The organism is Citrobacter sp. Cpo091 (assembly GCF_030332645.1).
GTDB lineage: Bacteria > Pseudomonadota > Gammaproteobacteria > Enterobacterales > Enterobacteriaceae > Citrobacter > Citrobacter portucalensis.
In genome coordinates, this window is sequence record NZ_JAOWHL010000027.1 from 195,689 (window position 1) to 214,941 (window position 19,253).

Genomic DNA, 19,253 nt, shown 5'->3' on the forward strand with positions numbered 1-19,253 from the left:
ATGGATTAGAATGCGTACAGATTTTGAGGTTTAATCGCAAATTGCGATCTAAATCAAATTTAACAACTAAAGATAAAAAAATTATCGCCGAAATAACATAAGCCGAAAGAGTTAACAACCAGATAACCTGCACAGGACGCAATCATGTCTTCTCATCCCTACGTTAGTCAGCAAAATACACCGCTGGATGATGATATCACCCTCATGTCTACCACCGATTTACAAAGCTATATCACCCATGCGAACGATACATTTGTCCAGGTCAGTGGCTATCAGCTAAATGAATTGCTCGATAAGCCGCACAATCAGGTTCGTCATCCGGACATGCCAAAAGCGGCGTTTGCGGATATGTGGTACACCCTGAAGCAGGGCGAGCCATGGAGCGGGATTGTGAAAAACCGGCGTAAGAATGGCGATCACTACTGGGTGAGGGCCAATGCGGTGCCGATGGTGCGGGAAGGACGCGTGACCGGGTATATGTCGATTCGTACCCGGGCTACTGACGAGGAAATTGCGGCGGTAGAGCCTTTATATAAAGCGCTGAACGAAGGACGTTGCAACCGGCGTATTCATAAAGGGCTGGTGGTACGCAAAGGCTGGCTGGGTAAACTGCCGGCGATGCCGATTCGCTGGCGGGTGCGCAGCGTGATGGCATTCATGTTTGTCCTGCTAGCGGTCGCATTGCAGCAAATGGGCGCCGAATGGCCGTTACAGCTGATGAGTGCATTGGTGATGCTTTTTGGAACGGCTATTTTCGAATGGCAAATTGTGCGTCCTATTGAGAATGTCACCCGTCAGGCGCTGAAAGTGGCGACCGGTGAGCGGAACAGCGTGTCGCATCTTAACCGTAGTGATGAACTGGGCCTGATGCTACGAGCAGTGGGCCAACTTGGATTAATGTGTCGCTGGCTCATTCACGACGTCTCCAGCCAGGTGAGTTGCGTGCGCAGCGACAGCGAAACGCTGGCGAAAGGCAGCGATGATTTAAACAAGCATACGCAGCAGACTGTCGAGAACGTGCAGGAAACGGTGACCACCATGAATCAGATGGCGGCATCGGTGAAACAAAACTCAGAGACCGCCGCCGCGGCCGATAAGCTCTCTATTGCCGCCAGTAGCGCGGCAACGCACGGCGGTGAGGCGATGGATACCGTCATCAAAACCATGGACGATATCGCCAACAGCACCCAGCGGATCGGCACCATTACGACGCTGATTAACGATATTGCCTTCCAGACCAACATTCTGGCTTTGAATGCCGCTGTTGAAGCCGCGCGGGCGGGCGAGCAAGGGAAAGGGTTCGCCGTGGTGGCGGGAGAAGTACGTCATCTTGCTAGCCGTAGCGCCAGTGCAGCCAATGATATCCGCAAGTTGATTGATGCCAGCGCTGACAAGGTGCAGTCCGGATCTGACCAGGTTCACGCCGCAGGACGCACGATGGACGATATTGTGGCGCAGGTGCAAAACGTCACTCAGCTGATCGCCCAAATCAGCCACTCCACGCTGGAACAGTCAGATGGTCTTTCCAGCCTGACCCGCGCGGTGAATGAGCTGAGCAACATTACACAGAAAAACGCCGAACTGGTTGAAGAGAGTGCGCAGATTTCCGCGATGGTGAAACATCGCGCTGGTCGTCTGGAAGATGCGGTTACGGTGCTGCATTAATACTAAAAATACAGGCGGAACGTTGGGCATACGGGTTCCGCCTGCTGTGCAGATTAATCCAGCTGAGTAATATCCAGCGCAGCGCGATCGATAATACCGATGATTTTTTTGATCTGCGCATCGCTGGTATCACCATGATTGACGCGTAGATCCAGCACGGCTTTGAAGTTTTCCAGCGCGCGTTTCATCTGTGGATTTTTGCGTAATTCAAAACCTACGCAGCGGGCTTTAATCCGTTCGTGGATATGTTCCAGATGTTCACGGTTCTCATCCAGCCACTGCTGGCCCTGAGTCGTGATCGCAATCTGTTTACGCCCACCTTCCTCGTCGCTGACGGTGATCAGTGCCTGATCCTGCAAGATATCCAGCGTTGGATAGATAACGCCCGGGCTTGGGGTGTAATTACCCTGGGTCAGGGTTTCAATCGCTTTAATCAGCTCATAGCCGTGGCTGGCGTCGCGGGTCAAGATATCCAGAATCACCAGGCGTAATTCGCCGTGGCCGAAGAACCGCTGACGACGACCCCCTCCGCCGCCGCCACGACCGTGGCGATGTCCGCAACCCTGCTCGTGGTGATGTTCTTTGTTACAGCCTTCATGGCGATGTTCTTCACCTTTGCAGCAACCTGCATGGTGCTCGTTGTGGCGGCCTTCATGGTGATGTCCTTCACCCTTGCAGCAGCCTTCGTGTTGGTGCTCTGAGTGCTTACAGCAACCTTCATGATGGTTTTGCATCATCGTCTCCTGATGTTGTTTAGATATATCTAATTTATATCTAAAAATTATCAGTTTGCAAGTCTACAAATAAAATGTTGCATAACATTATGATTATTATCTATTTTTATGTGTCTGTGATAACTGGGTAATCATAAGTTAACTATATCAAAAAGTGCTTGCAATATTTTTGATTAGCAATCATTATCATTTAAAAAATCAATTTAGATATATCGTATTATCTTCACAAGGCGAAAAAATGACAAAAAACATCTCACGCTACCCACAGCGCGTTCGCAATGAACTGCGTTTTCGAGAACTTACTGTCCTGCGCGTAGAGCGTATTAGCGCGGGCTTTCAGCGTATTGTACTGGGCGGTGACGCTCTGGACGGTTTTAGCTCACACGGCTTTGACGACCATACCAAGGTCTTTTTCCCTGAACCGGGCAGCAACTTTGTACCCCCTGTCGTCACCGATGAAGGCATTGTCTGGGCTGACGGTGTACGTCCGTTATCCCGTGACTACACGCCGTTGTATGACGAAGCGCGCCATGAGCTGGCACTGGATTTCTATATTCATGACGGCGGCGTGGCAAGTACGTGGGCGATGAATGCCCGTGAGGGTGACAAGCTGACGATCGGCGGGCCGCGCGGTTCTTTGGTGGTACCAGAGGACTATGCGTATCAGGTTTACGTGTGTGATGAGTCGGGAATGCCCGCGTTGCGCCGACGCCTGGAGTCGCTCAGCCGTTTGGCGGTACGTCCGCACGTCACGGCGCTGGTTAGCGTGCAGGATGCAGCCTACCAGGACTATTTTGCCCATCTCGACGGATTTACTCTTCAGTGGTTTATCGGCCATGACGAGCAGGCGGTGAATGAACACTTATCGCGGCTAAGCGTGCCCGCAGACGATTATTTCATCTGGATCACCGGCGAAGGCAAGGTGGTTAAAAACCTGAGTGCTCGTTTTGAAACCGAGGCGTTCGATCAGCAACGGGTTCGTGCAGCGGCTTACTGGCATCAACGCCGTTAATCAGTAATTAGAGGGCGGAACGCCAAACGCCTGGCGGAATGCGTAGCTAAATGCCGCGGTGCTTGAATACCCAACGTCGAGTGCCACGGCGGTTACGCTTTTATTTTTCTTCAGCATTAATACAGATTCAAGTATTCGCATTTTTTGCTTCCAGACGCTGAAAGGCAATCCGGTTTCTTTTTTGAAATGGCGTGAAAAGGTACGGGCAGACATACCCAGATGCTGCGCCCAGTATTCAACCGAATGCTCCAGTGCGGGGGATTCTTGTATTGTTCGGCAGACTTTGGTTAATTCGCGATCCTGCGGCCAGGGTAATACAAAAGCGACTTCCGGGAGTTGCAGAATAATATCGACCAGCACACTAACCAGCTTGCCCTCTTTTGACTGACTATCATAATGGCCTGAAATTGAATTCGTGGCGTAATGAATAAACTCTCTGGCGAAATCACTGATAGCCACTACTTTGCATTCATTGATGCTCTCTTCAAGAAAACCCGGTTTAATATCCAGATTTTCTAAATATACATCATCTAATGCCCAAACCGCATGCTCCGTATTATTTGGGATCCAGATGCCGTAATGCGCCGGGATTATCCAGCACTTACCGGCAACATCAATGCGCATGCTGCCTTTGCGGGCGAAATGAAACTGCATAAAAGAGTGTGAATGCTGCGGTACATGGTGGTTGGCTTCCAGGACATAAGAGCGAAAGAATACGTCCTGCGGCAGTTCGGTCATGGAGTTATCCGGGAAGGAGTTCCACTGTTTTTGCGCGAGAGTTTCCATAAATGAATCGTCAATGCTCCCGATGGTGTGTCCGCTGTTCGATAGATCTTGTCCGCGGATCATAATACATACACTCTTTTTTCCATAATAATCTTGCGTAATAATTTTTAGCCCACTTTTGGTAAATACCATGAACTCGCTTTGTTCAGATGCTGTCATCGTCAATGAAACAAATGATAACTGGACCCGAATGGGAAAAGAGCTGCTTTCGCAAGCGGATATCAGAATTAATGGCTCGCGCGCCTGGGACATTCAACTTCATCATACCGGTTTCTTTAAACGGGTATTGCAACAAGGCTCATTAGGGCTTGGCGAAAGCTATATGGAAGGCTGGTGGGACTGCGAACGGCTCGATATTCTGTTCTGCAAAATCCTGAAAGCAAAACTCGACCAGCAGATGCCAGGTAATCTGAAAGATATTTTACGCATTGCCAGCGCACGCCTGTTTAATTTGCAGTCACGGAGCCGGGCATGGATCGTCGGTAAAGAACATTATGATATTGGTAACGATCTCTTTGCGCTGATGCTTGATCCGCATATGCAATATTCCTGCGGTTACTGGAAAGACGCGACCACCTTAGACGATGCGCAAAATGCCAAATTAAAAATGATCTGCGAGAAGCTGCAGCTTAAGCCGGGTATGCGTTTACTCGATATCGGTTGTGGATGGGGCGGGTTGGCAGAATATGCGGCGCGTCATTATGGCGTGGCGGTAGAAGGCGTTACCATTTCTAAAGAGCAGCAGAAAATGGCGCAGCAGCGCTGTGAAGGGCTGGACGTTAACATTCTGCTGCAGGATTATCGCGATCTTGATAAACACTACGATCGCATTGTGTCTGTGGGGATGTTTGAACACGTCGGGCCGAAAAACTACGACACCTATTTCAGCATCGCCGACCGTTGTTTAAAACCGGACGGACTGTTCCTGCTGCATACTATTGGCAGCAATAAAAAAGGGATGAGCGTCGATCCGTGGATCAATAAATACATTTTCCCGAACGGCTGCTTGCCGGCAATTTCCCATATTGCCGAGGCCAGCGAATCACGGTTTGTGATGGAGGACTGGCATAACTTCGGCAGCGATTATGATAAAACGCTGATGGCCTGGCATGAGCGCTTTAATCAGGCCTGGCCGGAGCTGTCTTCACGTTACTCCGCCACCTTCAGAAGAATGTTTAATTACTATTTATGCGCTTGCGCCGGGGCTTTCCGCGCCAGAGATATTGAGCTTTGGCAGGTGCTGTTTAGCCGCGGCGTAGAGGGCGGGATCCGCGTTTATCGTTAACGCACTGCCGGATGGCGGCGTAAACGCCTTATCCGGCCTACATAGGTTTGTACTCGTAGGCCTGATAAGCGCAGCGCATCAGGCATTTCTTCGCCGGATGGCGGCGCAAACGCCTTATCCGGCCTACATAGGTTTGCACTCGTAGGCCTGATAAGCGCAGCGCATCAGGCTCTTCTTCGCCGGATGGCGGCGTAAACGCCTTATCCGGCCTACAAAGGTTTGTACTCGTAGGCCTGATAAGCGCAGCGCATCAGGCGTATCTTCGCCGGATGGCGGCGCAAGTGCCTTATCAGGCATTTATGGCTTAACCCAATTCACTCTCTGCCAGCGCTTTAAATACCATCGCGACGGCGTGCGCGCCGGGGTCCATATTTCCGAGCAGGCTTTCACTGCTCAGATACGATGCGCGACCCGCATTGGCTTTGCTCGACAAACAGGTTCGTTCGGCTCCCGCTTGCGCGGCGTCGAAGGCGGCCTGCAGATTTTGCGGCTGCGTGAGCAGCGAAGTCAGAGCCGGTTGCAGTGCATCAATCATGGTGCGATCGCCTTCGTCTGCGCCGCCGTAGAACTTCATCTGCGCCAGTCCCGTATTCAGGGCTTCGGCAACGTTAGCTCCCTGTTCCAGTTTCTGCCCCGCAGCGGTAAAGAAAATAGACATCAGCACACCGCTGGAACCGCCCATCACCACGGTCAGACGTTCGCCAATCAGCGCAAACAGCGTGGCAAGGTTATCCAGCGGCAACTGCTGACGATGCAGCAGGCTGGCAATTTCCCGCGCGCCTGCGGCAAAGGTTGAACCGGTATCGCCATCGCCGACTTTGGCATCAAGCGCATTAAGATGGGTCTCCAGATCGGAAAGGGTTGTGGTGACAAGCTCCACAATCCCGGCCACCAGGGCATTTGCCGAAGGCTTGAATTCCACGCGTGCGCTACGCTGAGATGACGGTACACAGCTGATTTCACGCGGTGGGACCGGCGTCGGCCAGTTACTGGTTTCCACCTCTGTGAGCAGCGCTTTTTCGATGCTCTCTTCCAGCACGATGGCCGTTAGTGAAAAACCTTTCATATCCAGCGCGGTAACCAGCGAGGCCGGGCCAATCAGCCAGTCGATACGCGGATACAGCGGGCTGCTGGCCAGTTCGCGGGTAATGATGGCCATTTCGGCAACAGAAACGCCGCCAAGATTGTTAATCATCACCGCCAGACGGCCGGTTTCAGGCAGGGCAGCCAGCAGTTTATCCACCATCAGGTTCACCACCTGCGCACTGTTCTGGGTGTCGATGACCGAGGCGCCTGGTTCGCCGTGAATGCCCATACCCAGCTCCGCGTGGCCCGGATGATGACGCGGGGCGGCGTCGGTTTCTTGCGGCAGATGACAGCTGGAAAGCGCAACGCCCAGACTGAAGGTGTTATTGGCCGCGTATTGCGCTTCACGCAGGGCGGTGGCGAGGTTGTAGCCGCGTTCGGCAAAATAGCCCGCGATTTTATGCACCAGGATGGTTCCCGCAATGCCGCGCGGGTGTTTGTTATCCGGCAGGGAGATGTCATCGCCGACAATCAGCATTTCAACGTTGTAACCAAGGCGACGGGCTTTCTCGGCGGCAAGACCGAAATTAAGACGGTCACCGGTGTAATTTTTCACGATCAACAAACAGCCCGCCTCACCGGTTACCGCCTGAATGGCGGTCAGTACCGCATCTACGCTCGGGGAAGCGAACACGTCGCCACAGACCGCGGCCGTTAGCATACCTTTACCGATAAACCCAACGTGCGCGGGTTCGTGCCCTGAACCGCCGCCGGAAATGACCGCCACGTTATTTTTGTTAAGGTCACGTCGGACCACGATGCGAATAGCCGGATCGCTTTCCAGACGCGCCAGGTTATTCCACGGGCTGGTGATAATCGTACCGTCGATGACGTCGCTCACGAGATGGGTGCGTTGATTAAAAAAGAATTGAGACATAACGGCTCCTTGAGGTTGAGTGTAAGACAAACCCCCGGAAGCATGGTCATGGTGCGGAGGCGATAGAGAGATTCTGGCGAAGTCAGCGTGGAAAAAAACAACGTTAAAATGAGTTTCATTACGGAACGTTGTTATTGTTTTTTGTTCCGAAATGAAACCTAAAAGAACGGTGAACGACCACAATGCGAGCTCGCTCGACTTTTTCCTCTCGCGATGAATGCAGGTCACACGGTACTGTCAGCTTTTTTTTTTACCGGTATTTTGGCAAGTGAGTGGGTAAAAGAGAAAGTGAGATTCGTCTGTGCCAGAGATTTGGTGGCAAATGAACGGATCGGGATCGCAAACCTTATATTTTTTATGGTTAAGCGTTCCAATATGAAACATGTGTTGTTTTTATCTGTTTCATATCAGAACAAAAAGACGAAAGATTTTTTTGTGCACGCCTCGCCATACAGTTATTGCATCGCTCCGGTACCTCCCGTTTTCGCCGTCAGCATCAGGCCAAACAGGTTAACGCCAGGGCTCACCATGTAAAAACATGTACTTATTTGAGGATGAAAGGAATGCTAAAAGTTATTCAATCTCCAGCCAAATATCTCCAGGGTCCTGACGCTTCCACCTTGTTTGGTCAATACGCTAAAAATCTGGCGGACAGCTTTTTCGTGATTGCGGATGACTTCGTGATGAAACTGGCGGGAGAGAAAGTACTCAACGGCCTGCACAGCCACGACATTAGCTGCCATGCGGAACGCTTTAACGGTGAATGTAGCCATGTTGAAATTAATCGCCTGATTACCATTCTGAAACAGCACGGTTGCCGCGGTGTGGTTGGGATTGGCGGTGGGAAAACGCTGGATACCGCCAAAGCGATTGGCTACTACCAGAAGTTGCCGGTGGTAGTGATCCCGACTATCGCGTCTACCGATGCGCCAACCAGCGCGCTGTCCGTTATCTATACCGAAGCCGGTGAGTTTGAAGAGTATCTGATCTACCCGAAAAACCCGGATATGGTGGTAATGGACACTGCAATCATTGCCAAAGCGCCGGTACGTCTGCTGGTGGCCGGGATGGGCGATGCGCTCTCGACCTGGTTTGAAGCGAAAGCCTGTTATGACGCCAGAGCGACCAGCATGGCGGGCGGACAGTCCACCGTGGCGGCGCTGAGCCTGGCGCGATTGTGCTATGATACCCTGCTGGCGGAAGGCGAGAAGGCACGCTTTGCCGCGCAGGCCGGCGTGGTGACCGATGCGCTGGAGCGTATTGTCGAAGCTAACACATACCTCAGCGGCATCGGTTTTGAAAGCAGCGGTCTGGCAGGGGCGCATGCGATCCACAACGGCTTTACGATTCTGGAAGAGTGCCACCATTTGTACCACGGTGAAAAAGTCGCCTTTGGTACGCTGGCGCAACTGGTGCTGCAAAACAGCCCGATGGAAGAGATCGAAACCGTGCTGAATTTCTGTCAGAAAGTAGGCCTGCCGGTAACGTTAGCGGAAATGGGCGTGAAAGAAGACGTTGACGGCAAGATCATGGCGGTGGCAAAAGCGACCTGTGCAGAAGGTGAAACCATCCACAATATGCCGTTCCCGGTAACGCCTGAAAGCGTACATGCCGCTATTCTGACGGCAGACCTGCTGGGACAGCAGTGGCTGGCGCGTTAATCAATCGTCGGTAGGTTTTTATCCGGCATTTTCTCCCCCTCTGACAGTCTCTGCCGGAGGGGTTGTCTATGGTTAAACAGCGGAAAGGGATATGACGGCGCACACGCATAGCATCGGGAAGGAAGTCTCTTCAGTCATTGCCCAGTCATGGCATCGTTGCAGCAAGTTTATGCAGCGGGAAACCTGGCAGGCGCCGCATCAGGCGCAAGGGCTGACCTTTGAGTCGATTTGTCGTCGCAAGACGGCGTTGCTGACGATTGCTCAGGCTGCGCTGGAAGATGCCTGGGAGTTTATGGACGGCCGCCCGTGCGCGCTGCTGATTCTGGATGAATCAGCCTGTATCCTCAGCCGTTGCGGCGATCCACAGACGGTGGAACAGTTGGCGGAGCTTGGGTTTCGCGACGGCAGCTACTGTGCGGAAAGCATCATTGGCAGTTGTGCCCTGTCGCTGGCGACGATGCCGGGCCAGCCGACAAAAACCTCTGGCGATCAGCATTTTAAACAGGCTCTGCATCCGTGGTCGTTCTGCTCGACGCCGGTCTTCGATAACCATGGTCGACTGTTCGGCTCCATCTCGCTGTGTTGTCTGGTGGAGCATGAGTGCGTTTCTGATTTATCCCTGACGCTGGCGATTGCCAGAGAAGTCGGCAACTCTTTGCTGACCGACAGCCTGCTGGCTGAATCCAACCGCCATCTGAACCAGATGTACGGGCTGCTGGAGAGTATGGATGATGGTGTGATGGCCTGGAACGAACAGGGCGTATTGCAGTTCCTCAATGCGCGTGCGGCGCTGCTTTTGCATCTCGATGCGCAGGCCAGTCAGGGAAAAAACATTCACGATCTGCTTAATCTCCCCATGCTGCTGCGCCGGGCGATCAAACATGCCCGCGGCCTGAATCACGTCGAAGTTACCTTTGAAAGCCAGCATCAGTTTGTTGATGCCGTCATCACCCTGAAACCGATTGTTGAGGAGCAGGGCAACAGCTTTATCCTGCTACTGCATCCGGTGGAGCAAATGCGCCAGCTGATGACCAGCCAGCTCGGCAAGGTGAGCCACACCTTTGAGCAGATGTCGACTGACGATCCGGAAACCCGCCGCTTGATCCATTTTGGTCGCCAGGCAGCGAGGGGGAGTTTCCCGATCCTACTGTGCGGGGAAGAGGGCGTTGGTAAGGAGCTGCTGAGCCAGGCCATTCACAACGAAAGCGAGCGCGCCAGCGGGCCGTATATCGCCGTGAACTGTCAGCTGTATGCCAACAGCGTGCTGGGGCAGGATTTTATGGGCAGTGCGCCCACCGACGATGAAAATGGCCGGCTGAGCCGTCTTGAACTGGCGAACGGCGGCACGCTGTTTTTGGAAAAAATTGAATATCTGGCGCCGGAGCTGCAATCCGCGCTGTTACAGGTGATCAAGCAGGGGGTATTAACCCGCCTGGATGCCCGTCGGTTGATTCCGGTAGATGTCAAAGTGATCGCCACCACCACGGTTGATCTCGCCAATCTGGTGGAGCAAAACCGCTTTAGCCGTCAGCTGTATTACGCGCTGCACTCTTTTGAGATAGTGATCCCCCCGCTGCGGGCGCGGCGTAACAGTATTCCCTCGCTGATTTATACGCGGCTGAATAGCCTGAAAAAACGCTTTTCATCCAGTTTGAAGATCGACGACGACGCGCTGGCACAGCTGGTGGCCTATTCGTGGCCGGGCAATGACTTTGAACTGAACAGCATTATCGAAAACATCGCCATCAGCAGTGATAACGGCCATATTCGGCTGAGCAATCTACCGGATTATCTGTTTGCCGAACGTCCTGGTCTGGAGACGGCGTCTTCACTGCTGCCAGCCAGTCTGACCTTTACCGCTATCGAAAAAGAGGCGATTATCCATGCTGCTCGCGTCACCAGCGGACGCGTACAGGAGATGTCGCAACTGCTGAACATTGGTCGCACTACCTTGTGGCGCAAGATGAAGCAATACGACATTGATGCCAGCCAGTTTAAGCGCAAGCATCTGGACTAGTTTCTTCAATTCTTGCCATCGAGAACAGCGCGTCCGACAGTCGGTTGATGTAACGCCTGGGTTCATCGCGTAACGTCAGCGTTCTGCTCATTGCGATAAGGATCCGCTCCAGTCGGCGGGTCAGAGTTCGCGCAACGTGTAGCTGTGCCGATGGCAGATTTTTCCCCGGAATAACAAACTCTTTGAGCGGGCCGCTTTGCGCCATATTGCGGTCAATAAGCTGCTCCAGCGCCTGAATATCCTCATCGCCAATAAGCTGTTGTAAGCGAGCGAGTCCTGTCTCATCGCTGGCGAGTTCCGCACCCAGTACAAACAGCATCTTCTGTATGGCGTGCAGATCCTGGCGTAGCCCGGCCTGACGCGTGCTGGCATAGCAGACGCCAAGCTGGGAAATCAGTTCATCCACCGTGCCATAGGCCTCAACGCGGATGTCGTCTTTGTCGATACGGCTGCCGCCAAACAGCGCGGTCGTGCCTTTATCGCCGGTTCGGGTGTAGATGCGGTACATTTATTTTATCTCGCTGAAGGGAAGTACTTTAACCAGTTGACCGGCATTGGCGCCAAGCGTTCGGATCTGCGCAATTCCGGCGCGGATATGCCCACGGATCAGCGCCCGATCTTCGGGCAACTGGGCGTGGGTTAAAGCAATATCACCCGTGGCGTTAAGACCCAGACCGACACGTAGCGTTGAGCTTTTGGCCGCAAGTTTGCTCAATGCCAGCGCGCAGTCATGCTCGTCGCAACAGATTGCCCGGCAAGGGACGCCTTGCTCTTCCAGTCCCCAGCACAGCTCATCAAGCACGCGAGTATCCTGCCAGCGTGAGTGATAAAACAGATGTACGCCCGGTGATGAAAGTGACATTGCGCCCCCTGCGTTATCAGAATGCCTGGCGGAAGATCTCGGCAATTTCTTTCTCGTTCCCTTTGCGCGGGTTAGAGAAGGCGTTGCCGTCCTTCAGCGCCATTTCCGCCATGTACGGGAAATCGGCTTCTTTGACGCCCAGATCGCGCAGATGCTGCGGAATGCCGATGTCAGCGGAGAGACGGGCAATGGCGTGAATGGCCAGTTCGGCGGCATCCATGGTGGAGAGTCCGTCAGTGTTTTCGCCCATAAATTCTGCGATATCGGCAAATTTCTCCGGGTTAGCGATCAGGTTATAGCGCGCCACGTGCGGGAGCAGAACGGCATTCGCCACGCCGTGTGGCATGTCGTACAGACCGCCAAGCTGATGCGCCATTGCGTGAACGTAGCCGAGGTTGGCGTTGTTGAAGGCCATGCCCGCCAGCAGAGAGGCGTAGGCCATGTTCTCGCGAGCTTTCAGGTTGCTGCCCAGCGCTACGGCCTGACGCAAGTTGCGTGCGATCAGGCGAATAGCCTGAATAGCGGCGGCGTCGGTGACCGGGTTGGCATCTTTGGAAATATAGGCTTCTACGGCGTGGGTCAGGGCGTCCATACCGGTCGCGGCGGTCAGCGGGGCGGGTTTGCCGAGCATCAGCAGCGGATCGTTAATGGAGACCGACGGCAGGTTACGCCAACTGACAATCACAAACTTCACTTTGGTTTTGGTATTGGTCAGCACGCAGTGGCGGGTGACTTCGCTGGCGGTACCGGCAGTGGTATTCACCGCAACGATAGGCGGCAGCGGGTTGGTCAGGGTTTCAATCCCGGCATAGCTGTAGAGATCGCCTTCGTGAGTTGCCGCGATACCGATGCCTTTACCGCAGTCATGCGGGCTACCGCCGCCAACGGTAACGATGATATCGCAATGCTCTTTGCGAAAGACCTCCAGACCATCGCGCACGTTGGTGTCTTTGGGATTTGGCTCAACGCCGTCAAAAACCACCACGTCAATGCCCGCTTCACGTAAATGGGCGAGGGTTTTATCTACCGCACCGTCTTTAATAGCCCGCAGACCTTTATCTGTAACCAGCAGCGCTTTTTTACCGCCTAACAGTTTGCAGCGTTCGCCGACAACGGAAATAGCATTGGGGCCAAAGAAGTTCACATTTGGCACCAGGTAATCAAACATACGATAGCTCATAATATACCTTCTTAGATTTAAATTATAATTCAGAGAAACAATTCAGTGCGGTTTCTGCTAATAATCTGTCTTGTTCGACAGTGCCGCCGCTAACGCCAACGGCACCAATTAACTTACCGTTTAATATGACAGGTAAGCCGCCGCCGAAAATAACAATGCGCTGTTGGTTAGTAAGCTGCAAACCATATAGCGAAGCGCCAGGTTGTACCGCGTCGGTAATTTCATGGGTACCCTGGCGCAGGCAGCAGGCGGTATACGCTTTATTAAGAGAGATATCACAGCTGGTGACAAACGCATCGTCCATGCGTTGCATTAGCAGCGTATTCCCGCCGTGATCCACCACGGAAAAGACCACCGGAACGTTGATCTCAAGCGCTTTAGCCTCAACGGCCTGCGCCATTTTTTTTGCAGCCGCCAGCGTAATGGTGGCAATTTGTTGGCTCTTATTCACAGTCTCTCCTGAAAATATTGTAGGGCTGAGGTCACGAAACATATCGCGCAACAGATATTTTTTTCATTGGCTTTACCTTATTTTCTCGCCGCACGTTATTAAGTCAATAGGGTGGATTTTTCATAAATATTGAATTCATTTCCCTGACTTTGCGTTTATTGATAATGATCATTTAACCTCGTCACAATTCACGATGGATATTCCTGAATTGCGTTTCAATATGGAACGATGCGTTTTTATTAGGTGCCAAATTGGAACGAAATTAATTTTATTTTTTTATTGCCTGGCTCATTTAGAGTTCGGCCATTGCTGATGAAAGGCGAATGCCGGGTGTTGTGTCCCCGGCAATGCGGCCCGGCGTCCCTATTTTTTACCTTTTGAGTCAATAAATCATGAGAAGATCAAAACGATTCGAAGTGCTTGCGAAGCGGCCTGTAAATCAGGATGGGCTGATTGGCGAATGGCCTGAAGAGGGGCTGATCGCCATGGAAAGCCCCTACGATCCGACGTCGTCGGTGAAGGTGGAAAATGGTCGTATTGTTGAGCTGGACGGTAAGAGCCGAGCCGAGTTCGACATGATCGACCGTTTCATTGCCGACTATGCGATTAACGTGGCCGAAGCTGAGCGCGCCATGCAGCTCGACGCGCTGGAGATCGCCAGAATGCTGGTGGATATCCACGTCAGTCGGGAAGAGATTATTGCCATTACCACCGCCATCACCCCGGCGAAAGCGGTGGAAGTGATGGCGCAAATGAACGTGGTGGAGATGATGATGGCGCTACAAAAAATGCGCGCCAGACGCACTCCCTCCAACCAGTGCCACGTGACTAACCTGAAAGATAACCCGGTACAGATTGCCGCCGACGCTGCTGAAGCGGGGATCCGCGGCTTTTCCGAGCAGGAAACGACGGTCGGGATCGCCCGCTACGCGCCGTTTAACGCCCTGGCACTGCTGGTGGGTTCCCAGTGCGGTCGCCCCGGTGTGCTGACGCAATGTTCCGTTGAAGAGGCCACGGAGCTGGAGTTGGGCATGCGAGGGCTAACCAGTTATGCCGAAACGGTGTCGGTGTATGGCACAGAATCGGTGTTTACCGACGGTGATGACACGCCGTGGTCCAAAGCGTTTCTCGCCTCGGCTTATGCGTCGCGTGGTCTGAAGATGCGCTACACCTCCGGCACCGGCTCGGAAGCGCTGATGGGCTATTCCGAAAGTAAATCGATGCTTTATCTGGAGTCGCGCTGCATTTTTATCACTAAAGGCGCGGGCGTACAGGGGCTGCAAAACGGTGCGGTCAGCTGTATCGGCATGACCGGCGCTGTGCCGTCAGGGATCCGCGCGGTGCTGGCGGAAAACCTGATTGCCTCAATGCTCGACCTTGAAGTGGCCTCCGCCAATGACCAGACCTTTTCCCACTCCGATATTCGCCGTACTGCCCGCACCCTGATGCAGATGCTGCCGGGTACCGACTTTATTTTCTCCGGTTATAGCGCGGTACCCAACTACGACAACATGTTTGCCGGGTCGAACTTCGACGCTGAAGATTTCGATGATTACAACATTCTGCAACGCGATCTGATGGTTGACGGCGGTCTGCGTCCGGTCACGGAAGAGGAAACCATCGCCATTCGCAATAAGGCCGCACGCGCCATTCAGGCAGTGTTCCGCGAACTGGGCCTGCCGCTGATTAGCGATGAAGAAGTCGAAGCTGCTACTTATGCTCACGGCAGCAAAGATATGCCTGCGCGTAATGTAGTTGAGGATTTGGCTGCCGTGGAAGAGATGATGAAGCGCAATATCACCGGGCTGGATATCGTCGGCGCGTTGAGTTGCAGCGGATTTGAAGATATCGCCAGCAATATCCTCAACATGCTGAGACAGCGTGTTACTGGTGATTACCTGCAAACGTCGGCCATTCTGGATCGCCAGTTCGACGTCGTCAGCGCCGTCAACGACATCAATGATTATCAGGGACCTGGTACCGGCTATCGCATCAGTGCCGAACGCTGGGCGGAAATTAAAAATATTGCGGGCGTGGTTCAGCCCGGCTCGATCGAATAAGGCGGTACACAGTGGAATGCACAACTGAACGTAAGCCGGTTTTCACCTTACAGGTGAGCGAAGGCGAGGCGGCTAACGCGGATGAACGCGTGGATGAGGTGGTGATTGGCGTCGGCCCGGCCTTTGATAAGTATCAGCATAAAACCTTGATTGATATGCCGCACAACGCGATTTTGAAAGAGCTGGTTGCTGGCATCGAAGAAGAGGGACTGCATGCGCGAGTAGTGAGGATCCTGCGCACCTCGGATGTTTCTTTTATGGCATGGGATGCGGCAAATCTCAGCGGCTCAGGCATTGGGATTGGTATCCAGTCGAAAGGAACCACGGTGATTCATCAGCGCGATCTGCTGCCGCTAAGTAACCTGGAACTGTTTTCTCAGGCTCCGCTGCTGACGCTGGAAACCTATCGTCAGATTGGTAAAAACGCCGCGCGATATGCACGCAAAGAGTCGCCTTCGCCGGTGCCAGTGGTCAATGACCAGATGGTGCGCCCTAAATTTATGGCCAAGGCCGCGCTGTTTCATATCAAAGAAACCAAACACGTGGTGCAGGATGCTGCGCCTGTCACGTTGCATATTGCACTGGTAAGGGAATGACCATGAACGACAACACCATGACCGCGCAGGATTACCCATTAGCCACCCGCTGCCCGGAGAAAATCCAGACGCCTGGCGGCAAGCCGCTAACCGACATTACCCTTGAGAATGTGCTGGCGGGCCACGTAGGACCGCAGGATGTGCGCATTTCTCAGCAAACGCTGGAGTACCAGGCGCAGATTGCCGAGCAGATGCAGCGTCATGCCGTGGCGCGCAATTTTCGTCGTGCGGCAGAACTGATTGCGATCCCGGATGCCCGCATTCTGGAGATCTACAACGCGCTACGGCCGTTTCGTTCTTCGTTCGCCGAGTTGCAGGCCATTGCCGATGAACTGGAACACACCTGGCACGCCACGGTGAACGCCGGGTTTGTCCGCGAATCGGCAGAGGTATACCAGCAGAGAAATAAGCTGCGTAAAGGCAGTCAGTGACGGAGGCAGCATGCCGTTAATTGCAGGGATCGATATCGGCAACGCCACCACCGAAGTGGCGTTGGCGCAGGATGGCCGGTTTATCGGCAGCGGGATTGTCGCCACGACCGGGATGAAAGGCACGCGGGAAAATATCGCCGGGGTAGTCGCGTCCCTGCAGCAGGCGCTGGATAAAACGCCGTGGTCGCTGCAGGATGTGGCAAAAATCTGCATCAACGAGGCCGCGCCGGTGATTGGCGATGTGGCGATGGAAACCATCACTGAAACCATCATTACCGAATCAACGATGATTGGCCATAACCCGCAAACGCCCGGCGGCGTTGGCGTGGGCATGGGAACCACCATCGCCGTGGAGAAGTTGGCGGCGTTGAGCGAGGATCGATTTGCCCAGGGCTGGATACCGTTGGTGGGTGAGGAGATGGATTTCCTTGAGGCGGTTTGGTTTATCAATGAAGCGCTGGAACGCGGCGTCAACGTGGTGGCGGCCATCCTGAAAAAAGATGATGGCGTGCTGGTGAATAATCGCCTGCATCGGCCAATACCGGTGGTTGATGAAGTCACTCTGCTGGAGAAGGTGCCGGAAGGCGTGCTGGCGGCGGTGGAAGTGGCGGCCCCGGGACAGGTGGTGCGGGTGCTGTCGAATCCTTACGGTATCGCGACCTTCTTTGCCCTGACCCCTGAGGAAACGCAAACTATTGTCCCCATCGCCAGATCGCTGATTGGCAACCGTTCCGCCGTGGTGCTGAAAACCCCGCAGGGAGATGTGCGATCAAGAGTGATCCCGGCGGGTAAGATCTTTATCCGTGGTGAAAAGCGTGGCGGTGAAGCCGACGTAGCGCAAGGCGCGCAGGCCATTATGCAGGCGATGAGCGCCTGCGCGCCCGTGTGTGATATTCGTGGTGAAGCAGGCACGCACGCAGGCGGCATGCTGGAGCGGGTGCGAAAGGTGATGGCCTCGCTGACCGGCCATGACATGAACACGGTGCATATTCAGGATCTATTGGCGGTCGATACATTTATTCCGCGCAAGGTGCTGGGCGGCATCGCCGGAGAGTGTTCAATGGAGAACGCCGTTGGCATTGCGGCGATGGTGAAATCCGATCGCTTACAGATGCAGGCTATCGCCAGCGAGCTAAGCGCCCGGTTAAATACCCCAGTTGAAGTCGGTGGTGTGGAAGCCAACATGGCCGTGGCGGGCGCGTTAACTACGCCCGGATGCGCCGCACCACTGGCGATCCTCGACTTAGGCGCAGGATCTACCGATGCCGCCGTCATCAATAGCGACGGTGTAGTGAAAGCAGTTCATCTGGCCGGCGCGGGGAATATGGTCAGCCTGTTGATTCAAACTGAGCTGGGCTTAAGCGATGCATTTCTGGCGGAGGAAATAAAGAAATACCCGCTGGCAAAAGTGGAGAGCCTGTTCAGCATTCGCCACGAGAACGGCGCGGTGGAGTTTTTTCGTGAACCGCTCAGCCCGTCAGTATTTGCCAAAGTGGTGTATCTGAAAGAGGGCGAGCTGATCCCGGTCGATAACCAGACCTCGCTGGAAAAAATCCGTCTGGTGCGTCGACAGGCTAAAGAGAAGGTTTTTGTGACCAACTGCCTGCGCGCGTTACGTCAGGTGTCACCCGGTGGCTCTATTCGCGATATGACTTTTGTGGTGCTGGTAGGTGGTTCTTCGCTGGATTTTGAAATCCCGCAGATGATCACCGATGCGCTGGCGCATTACGGCGTTGTCGCCGGGCAGGGTAATATTCGAGGTACCGAAGGGCCGCGTAATGCGGTGGCAACTGGGCTGGTTTTAGCCGGAGAAGCAAAAAAATAGCGCAGAAAACAGCCGCGCAAGCGTTTAGCTGCGGGGTAAGTCAAATAAAGGCGATGTTCTCTTTGATATCCCGGCGGAGTTGGGTACATAGTATAAATGTGTCTCTCACGTGGTTAATTTTAAGGATAAGAGCATGCCAACAGCAATTGAGAAAGCATTGGATTTTATTGGTGGTATGAACACTTCGGCGTCAGTACCACATTCAATGGATGAAAGTACCGCTAAGGGAATCTTAAAGTATTTGCATGACTTAGGTGTGCCAGCGAGTCCGGAAGTTGTGATGGCACGGGGTGAGCAAGAGGGATGGAATCCCGAGTTCACGAAAAAAGTGGCCGGATGGGCAGAAAAAGTCGCCTCCGGTAACCGCATCCTTATCAAGAACCCAGAGTATTTTTCAACCTATATGCAGGAGCAGCTCAAAGAGCTAGTGTGAGCTGACTATCGAATTAAACTCTAACGGACGTTTCCATCCCAGGATGGCGGCGTCCAGATGGGGTTGCCATTAACATGCTGTTTTCTGAACAGGTGTATCGTGTAAATAGCTTTAGTCCCCGCCAGCCATTTTCTTCCGTGTACTCATTCAACATATTAATGCAAGCAAGTATTGATTTTTCCAGGACAAACTCTTTTTTGCTACATACCAATTTCTACGGAATACCCATAAAAAAAGGACCTGCGATTTCTCGCAAGTCCTTAAGATTTGGTGGCCCCTGCTGGACTTGAAC

General features: G+C 53.4%; 17 protein-coding genes. 10 read left to right on the forward strand and 7 right to left on the reverse strand.

Features of this window, described 5'->3' with window-relative positions:
- The first annotated feature begins 144 nt into the window (after positions 1 to 144).
- Positions 145 to 1,665 carry a methyl-accepting chemotaxis protein gene (locus OGY04_RS03085; RefSeq protein ID WP_100271883.1) on the forward strand — a complete coding sequence of 507 codons (1,521 nt, stop codon included), beginning with the start codon at positions 145 to 147 and terminating at the stop codon, positions 1,663 to 1,665.
- Between the two features lie 53 nt (positions 1,666 to 1,718).
- Here the strand turns inward: OGY04_RS03085 and OGY04_RS03090 are convergent, their stop codons facing one another.
- Positions 1,719 to 2,402, reverse strand: a complete 684-nt coding sequence (locus OGY04_RS03090; protein ID WP_286584722.1) for a PadR family transcriptional regulator — start codon at positions 2,400 to 2,402, stop codon at positions 1,719 to 1,721.
- Between the two features lie 235 nt (positions 2,403 to 2,637).
- Between OGY04_RS03090 and OGY04_RS03095 the strand changes: the two genes are divergently transcribed.
- Positions 2,638 to 3,411 (forward strand): siderophore-interacting protein, encoded by a 774-nt coding sequence (locus tag OGY04_RS03095; protein WP_267454749.1) that lies wholly within the window; start codon positions 2,638 to 2,640, stop codon positions 3,409 to 3,411.
- On the opposite strand, the gene OGY04_RS03100 is transcribed toward OGY04_RS03095, so the two are convergent.
- Positions 3,412 to 4,260 (reverse strand): helix-turn-helix domain-containing protein, encoded by an 849-nt coding sequence (locus OGY04_RS03100; RefSeq protein ID WP_020996343.1) that lies wholly within the window; start codon positions 4,258 to 4,260, stop codon positions 3,412 to 3,414.
- Between the two features lie 67 nt (positions 4,261 to 4,327).
- Here OGY04_RS03100 and cfa point away from each other — a divergent pair, with 67 nt between their 5' ends.
- Complete coding sequence (cfa, locus tag OGY04_RS03105) at positions 4,328 to 5,482, forward strand: cyclopropane fatty acyl phospholipid synthase (protein WP_008785859.1); 1,155 nt, start codon at positions 4,328 to 4,330, stop codon at positions 5,480 to 5,482.
- A 304-nt stretch (positions 5,483 to 5,786) separates the two neighbouring features.
- Here the strand turns inward: cfa and OGY04_RS03110 are convergent, their stop codons facing one another.
- Positions 5,787 to 7,445, reverse strand: a complete 1,659-nt coding sequence (locus OGY04_RS03110) for a glycerone kinase (protein ID WP_286584724.1) — start codon at positions 7,443 to 7,445, stop codon at positions 5,787 to 5,789.
- Between the two features lie 563 nt (positions 7,446 to 8,008).
- Here OGY04_RS03110 and OGY04_RS03115 point away from each other — a divergent pair.
- Both OGY04_RS03115 and dhaR read left to right on the forward strand, forming a co-directional pair.
- Entirely contained in the window at positions 8,009 to 9,106 is a 1,098-nt protein-coding gene (locus tag OGY04_RS03115; RefSeq protein ID WP_079935257.1) for a glycerol dehydrogenase, read from the forward strand.
- 91 nt (positions 9,107 to 9,197) lie between these two features.
- On the forward strand, positions 9,198 to 11,123 hold the full coding sequence (gene dhaR, locus OGY04_RS03120) for a dihydroxyacetone kinase operon transcriptional regulator DhaR (RefSeq protein WP_003828512.1): 1,926 nt from the start codon (positions 9,198 to 9,200) through the stop codon (positions 11,121 to 11,123).
- Here the strand turns inward: dhaR and OGY04_RS03125 are convergent.
- Genes OGY04_RS03125 through OGY04_RS03140 form a run of 4 tightly spaced genes read right to left on the reverse strand, consistent with a single transcriptional unit; the run spans position 11,101 to position 13,616 of the window.
- Positions 11,101 to 11,631, reverse strand: a complete 531-nt coding sequence (locus OGY04_RS03125; protein ID WP_100271886.1) for a cob(I)yrinic acid a,c-diamide adenosyltransferase — start codon at positions 11,629 to 11,631, stop codon at positions 11,101 to 11,103. The two genes, dhaR and OGY04_RS03125, sit on opposite strands and share 23 nt — an antisense overlap.
- Positions 11,632 to 11,985 carry a glycerol dehydratase reactivase beta/small subunit family protein gene (locus tag OGY04_RS03130; RefSeq protein WP_079935255.1) on the reverse strand — a complete coding sequence of 118 codons (354 nt, stop codon included), beginning with the start codon at positions 11,983 to 11,985 and terminating at the stop codon, positions 11,632 to 11,634. It abuts the gene before it with no gap.
- Positions 11,986 to 12,001: 16 nt separating this feature from the next.
- A complete protein-coding gene (dhaT, locus tag OGY04_RS03135; protein ID WP_003024734.1) occupies positions 12,002 to 13,165 on the reverse strand; it encodes a 1,3-propanediol dehydrogenase in 1,164 nt (387 codons plus the stop codon).
- 22 nt (positions 13,166 to 13,187) lie between these two features.
- Positions 13,188 to 13,616 carry a GlcG/HbpS family heme-binding protein gene (locus OGY04_RS03140; protein ID WP_003828504.1) on the reverse strand — a complete coding sequence of 143 codons (429 nt, stop codon included), beginning with the start codon at positions 13,614 to 13,616 and terminating at the stop codon, positions 13,188 to 13,190.
- Between the two features lie 392 nt (positions 13,617 to 14,008).
- Here OGY04_RS03140 and OGY04_RS03145 point away from each other — a divergent pair, with 392 nt between their 5' ends.
- From OGY04_RS03145 to OGY04_RS03165, 5 genes are all read left to right on the forward strand, one after another.
- Positions 14,009 to 15,676: a propanediol/glycerol family dehydratase large subunit gene (locus OGY04_RS03145; protein ID WP_048215504.1), complete on the forward strand. Its 1,668-nt coding sequence runs from the start codon at positions 14,009 to 14,011 to the stop codon at positions 15,674 to 15,676.
- An 11-nt stretch (positions 15,677 to 15,687) separates the two neighbouring features.
- Complete coding sequence (locus OGY04_RS03150) at positions 15,688 to 16,272, forward strand: propanediol/glycerol family dehydratase medium subunit (RefSeq protein ID WP_008785852.1); 585 nt, start codon at positions 15,688 to 15,690, stop codon at positions 16,270 to 16,272.
- A gap of 2 nt (positions 16,273 to 16,274) precedes the next feature.
- Positions 16,275 to 16,703: a diol dehydratase small subunit gene (locus tag OGY04_RS03155; protein WP_048236800.1), complete on the forward strand. Its 429-nt coding sequence runs from the start codon at positions 16,275 to 16,277 to the stop codon at positions 16,701 to 16,703.
- A 10-nt stretch (positions 16,704 to 16,713) separates the two neighbouring features.
- Positions 16,714 to 18,528, forward strand: coding sequence for a diol dehydratase reactivase subunit alpha (locus OGY04_RS03160; RefSeq protein WP_048236799.1), 1,815 nt, complete (start codon positions 16,714 to 16,716; stop codon positions 18,526 to 18,528).
- A gap of 109 nt (positions 18,529 to 18,637) precedes the next feature.
- Entirely contained in the window at positions 18,638 to 18,961 is a 324-nt protein-coding gene (locus tag OGY04_RS03165; RefSeq protein WP_001573898.1) for a DUF1889 family protein, read from the forward strand.
- The last annotated feature ends 292 nt before the right edge of the window (positions 18,962 to 19,253 follow it).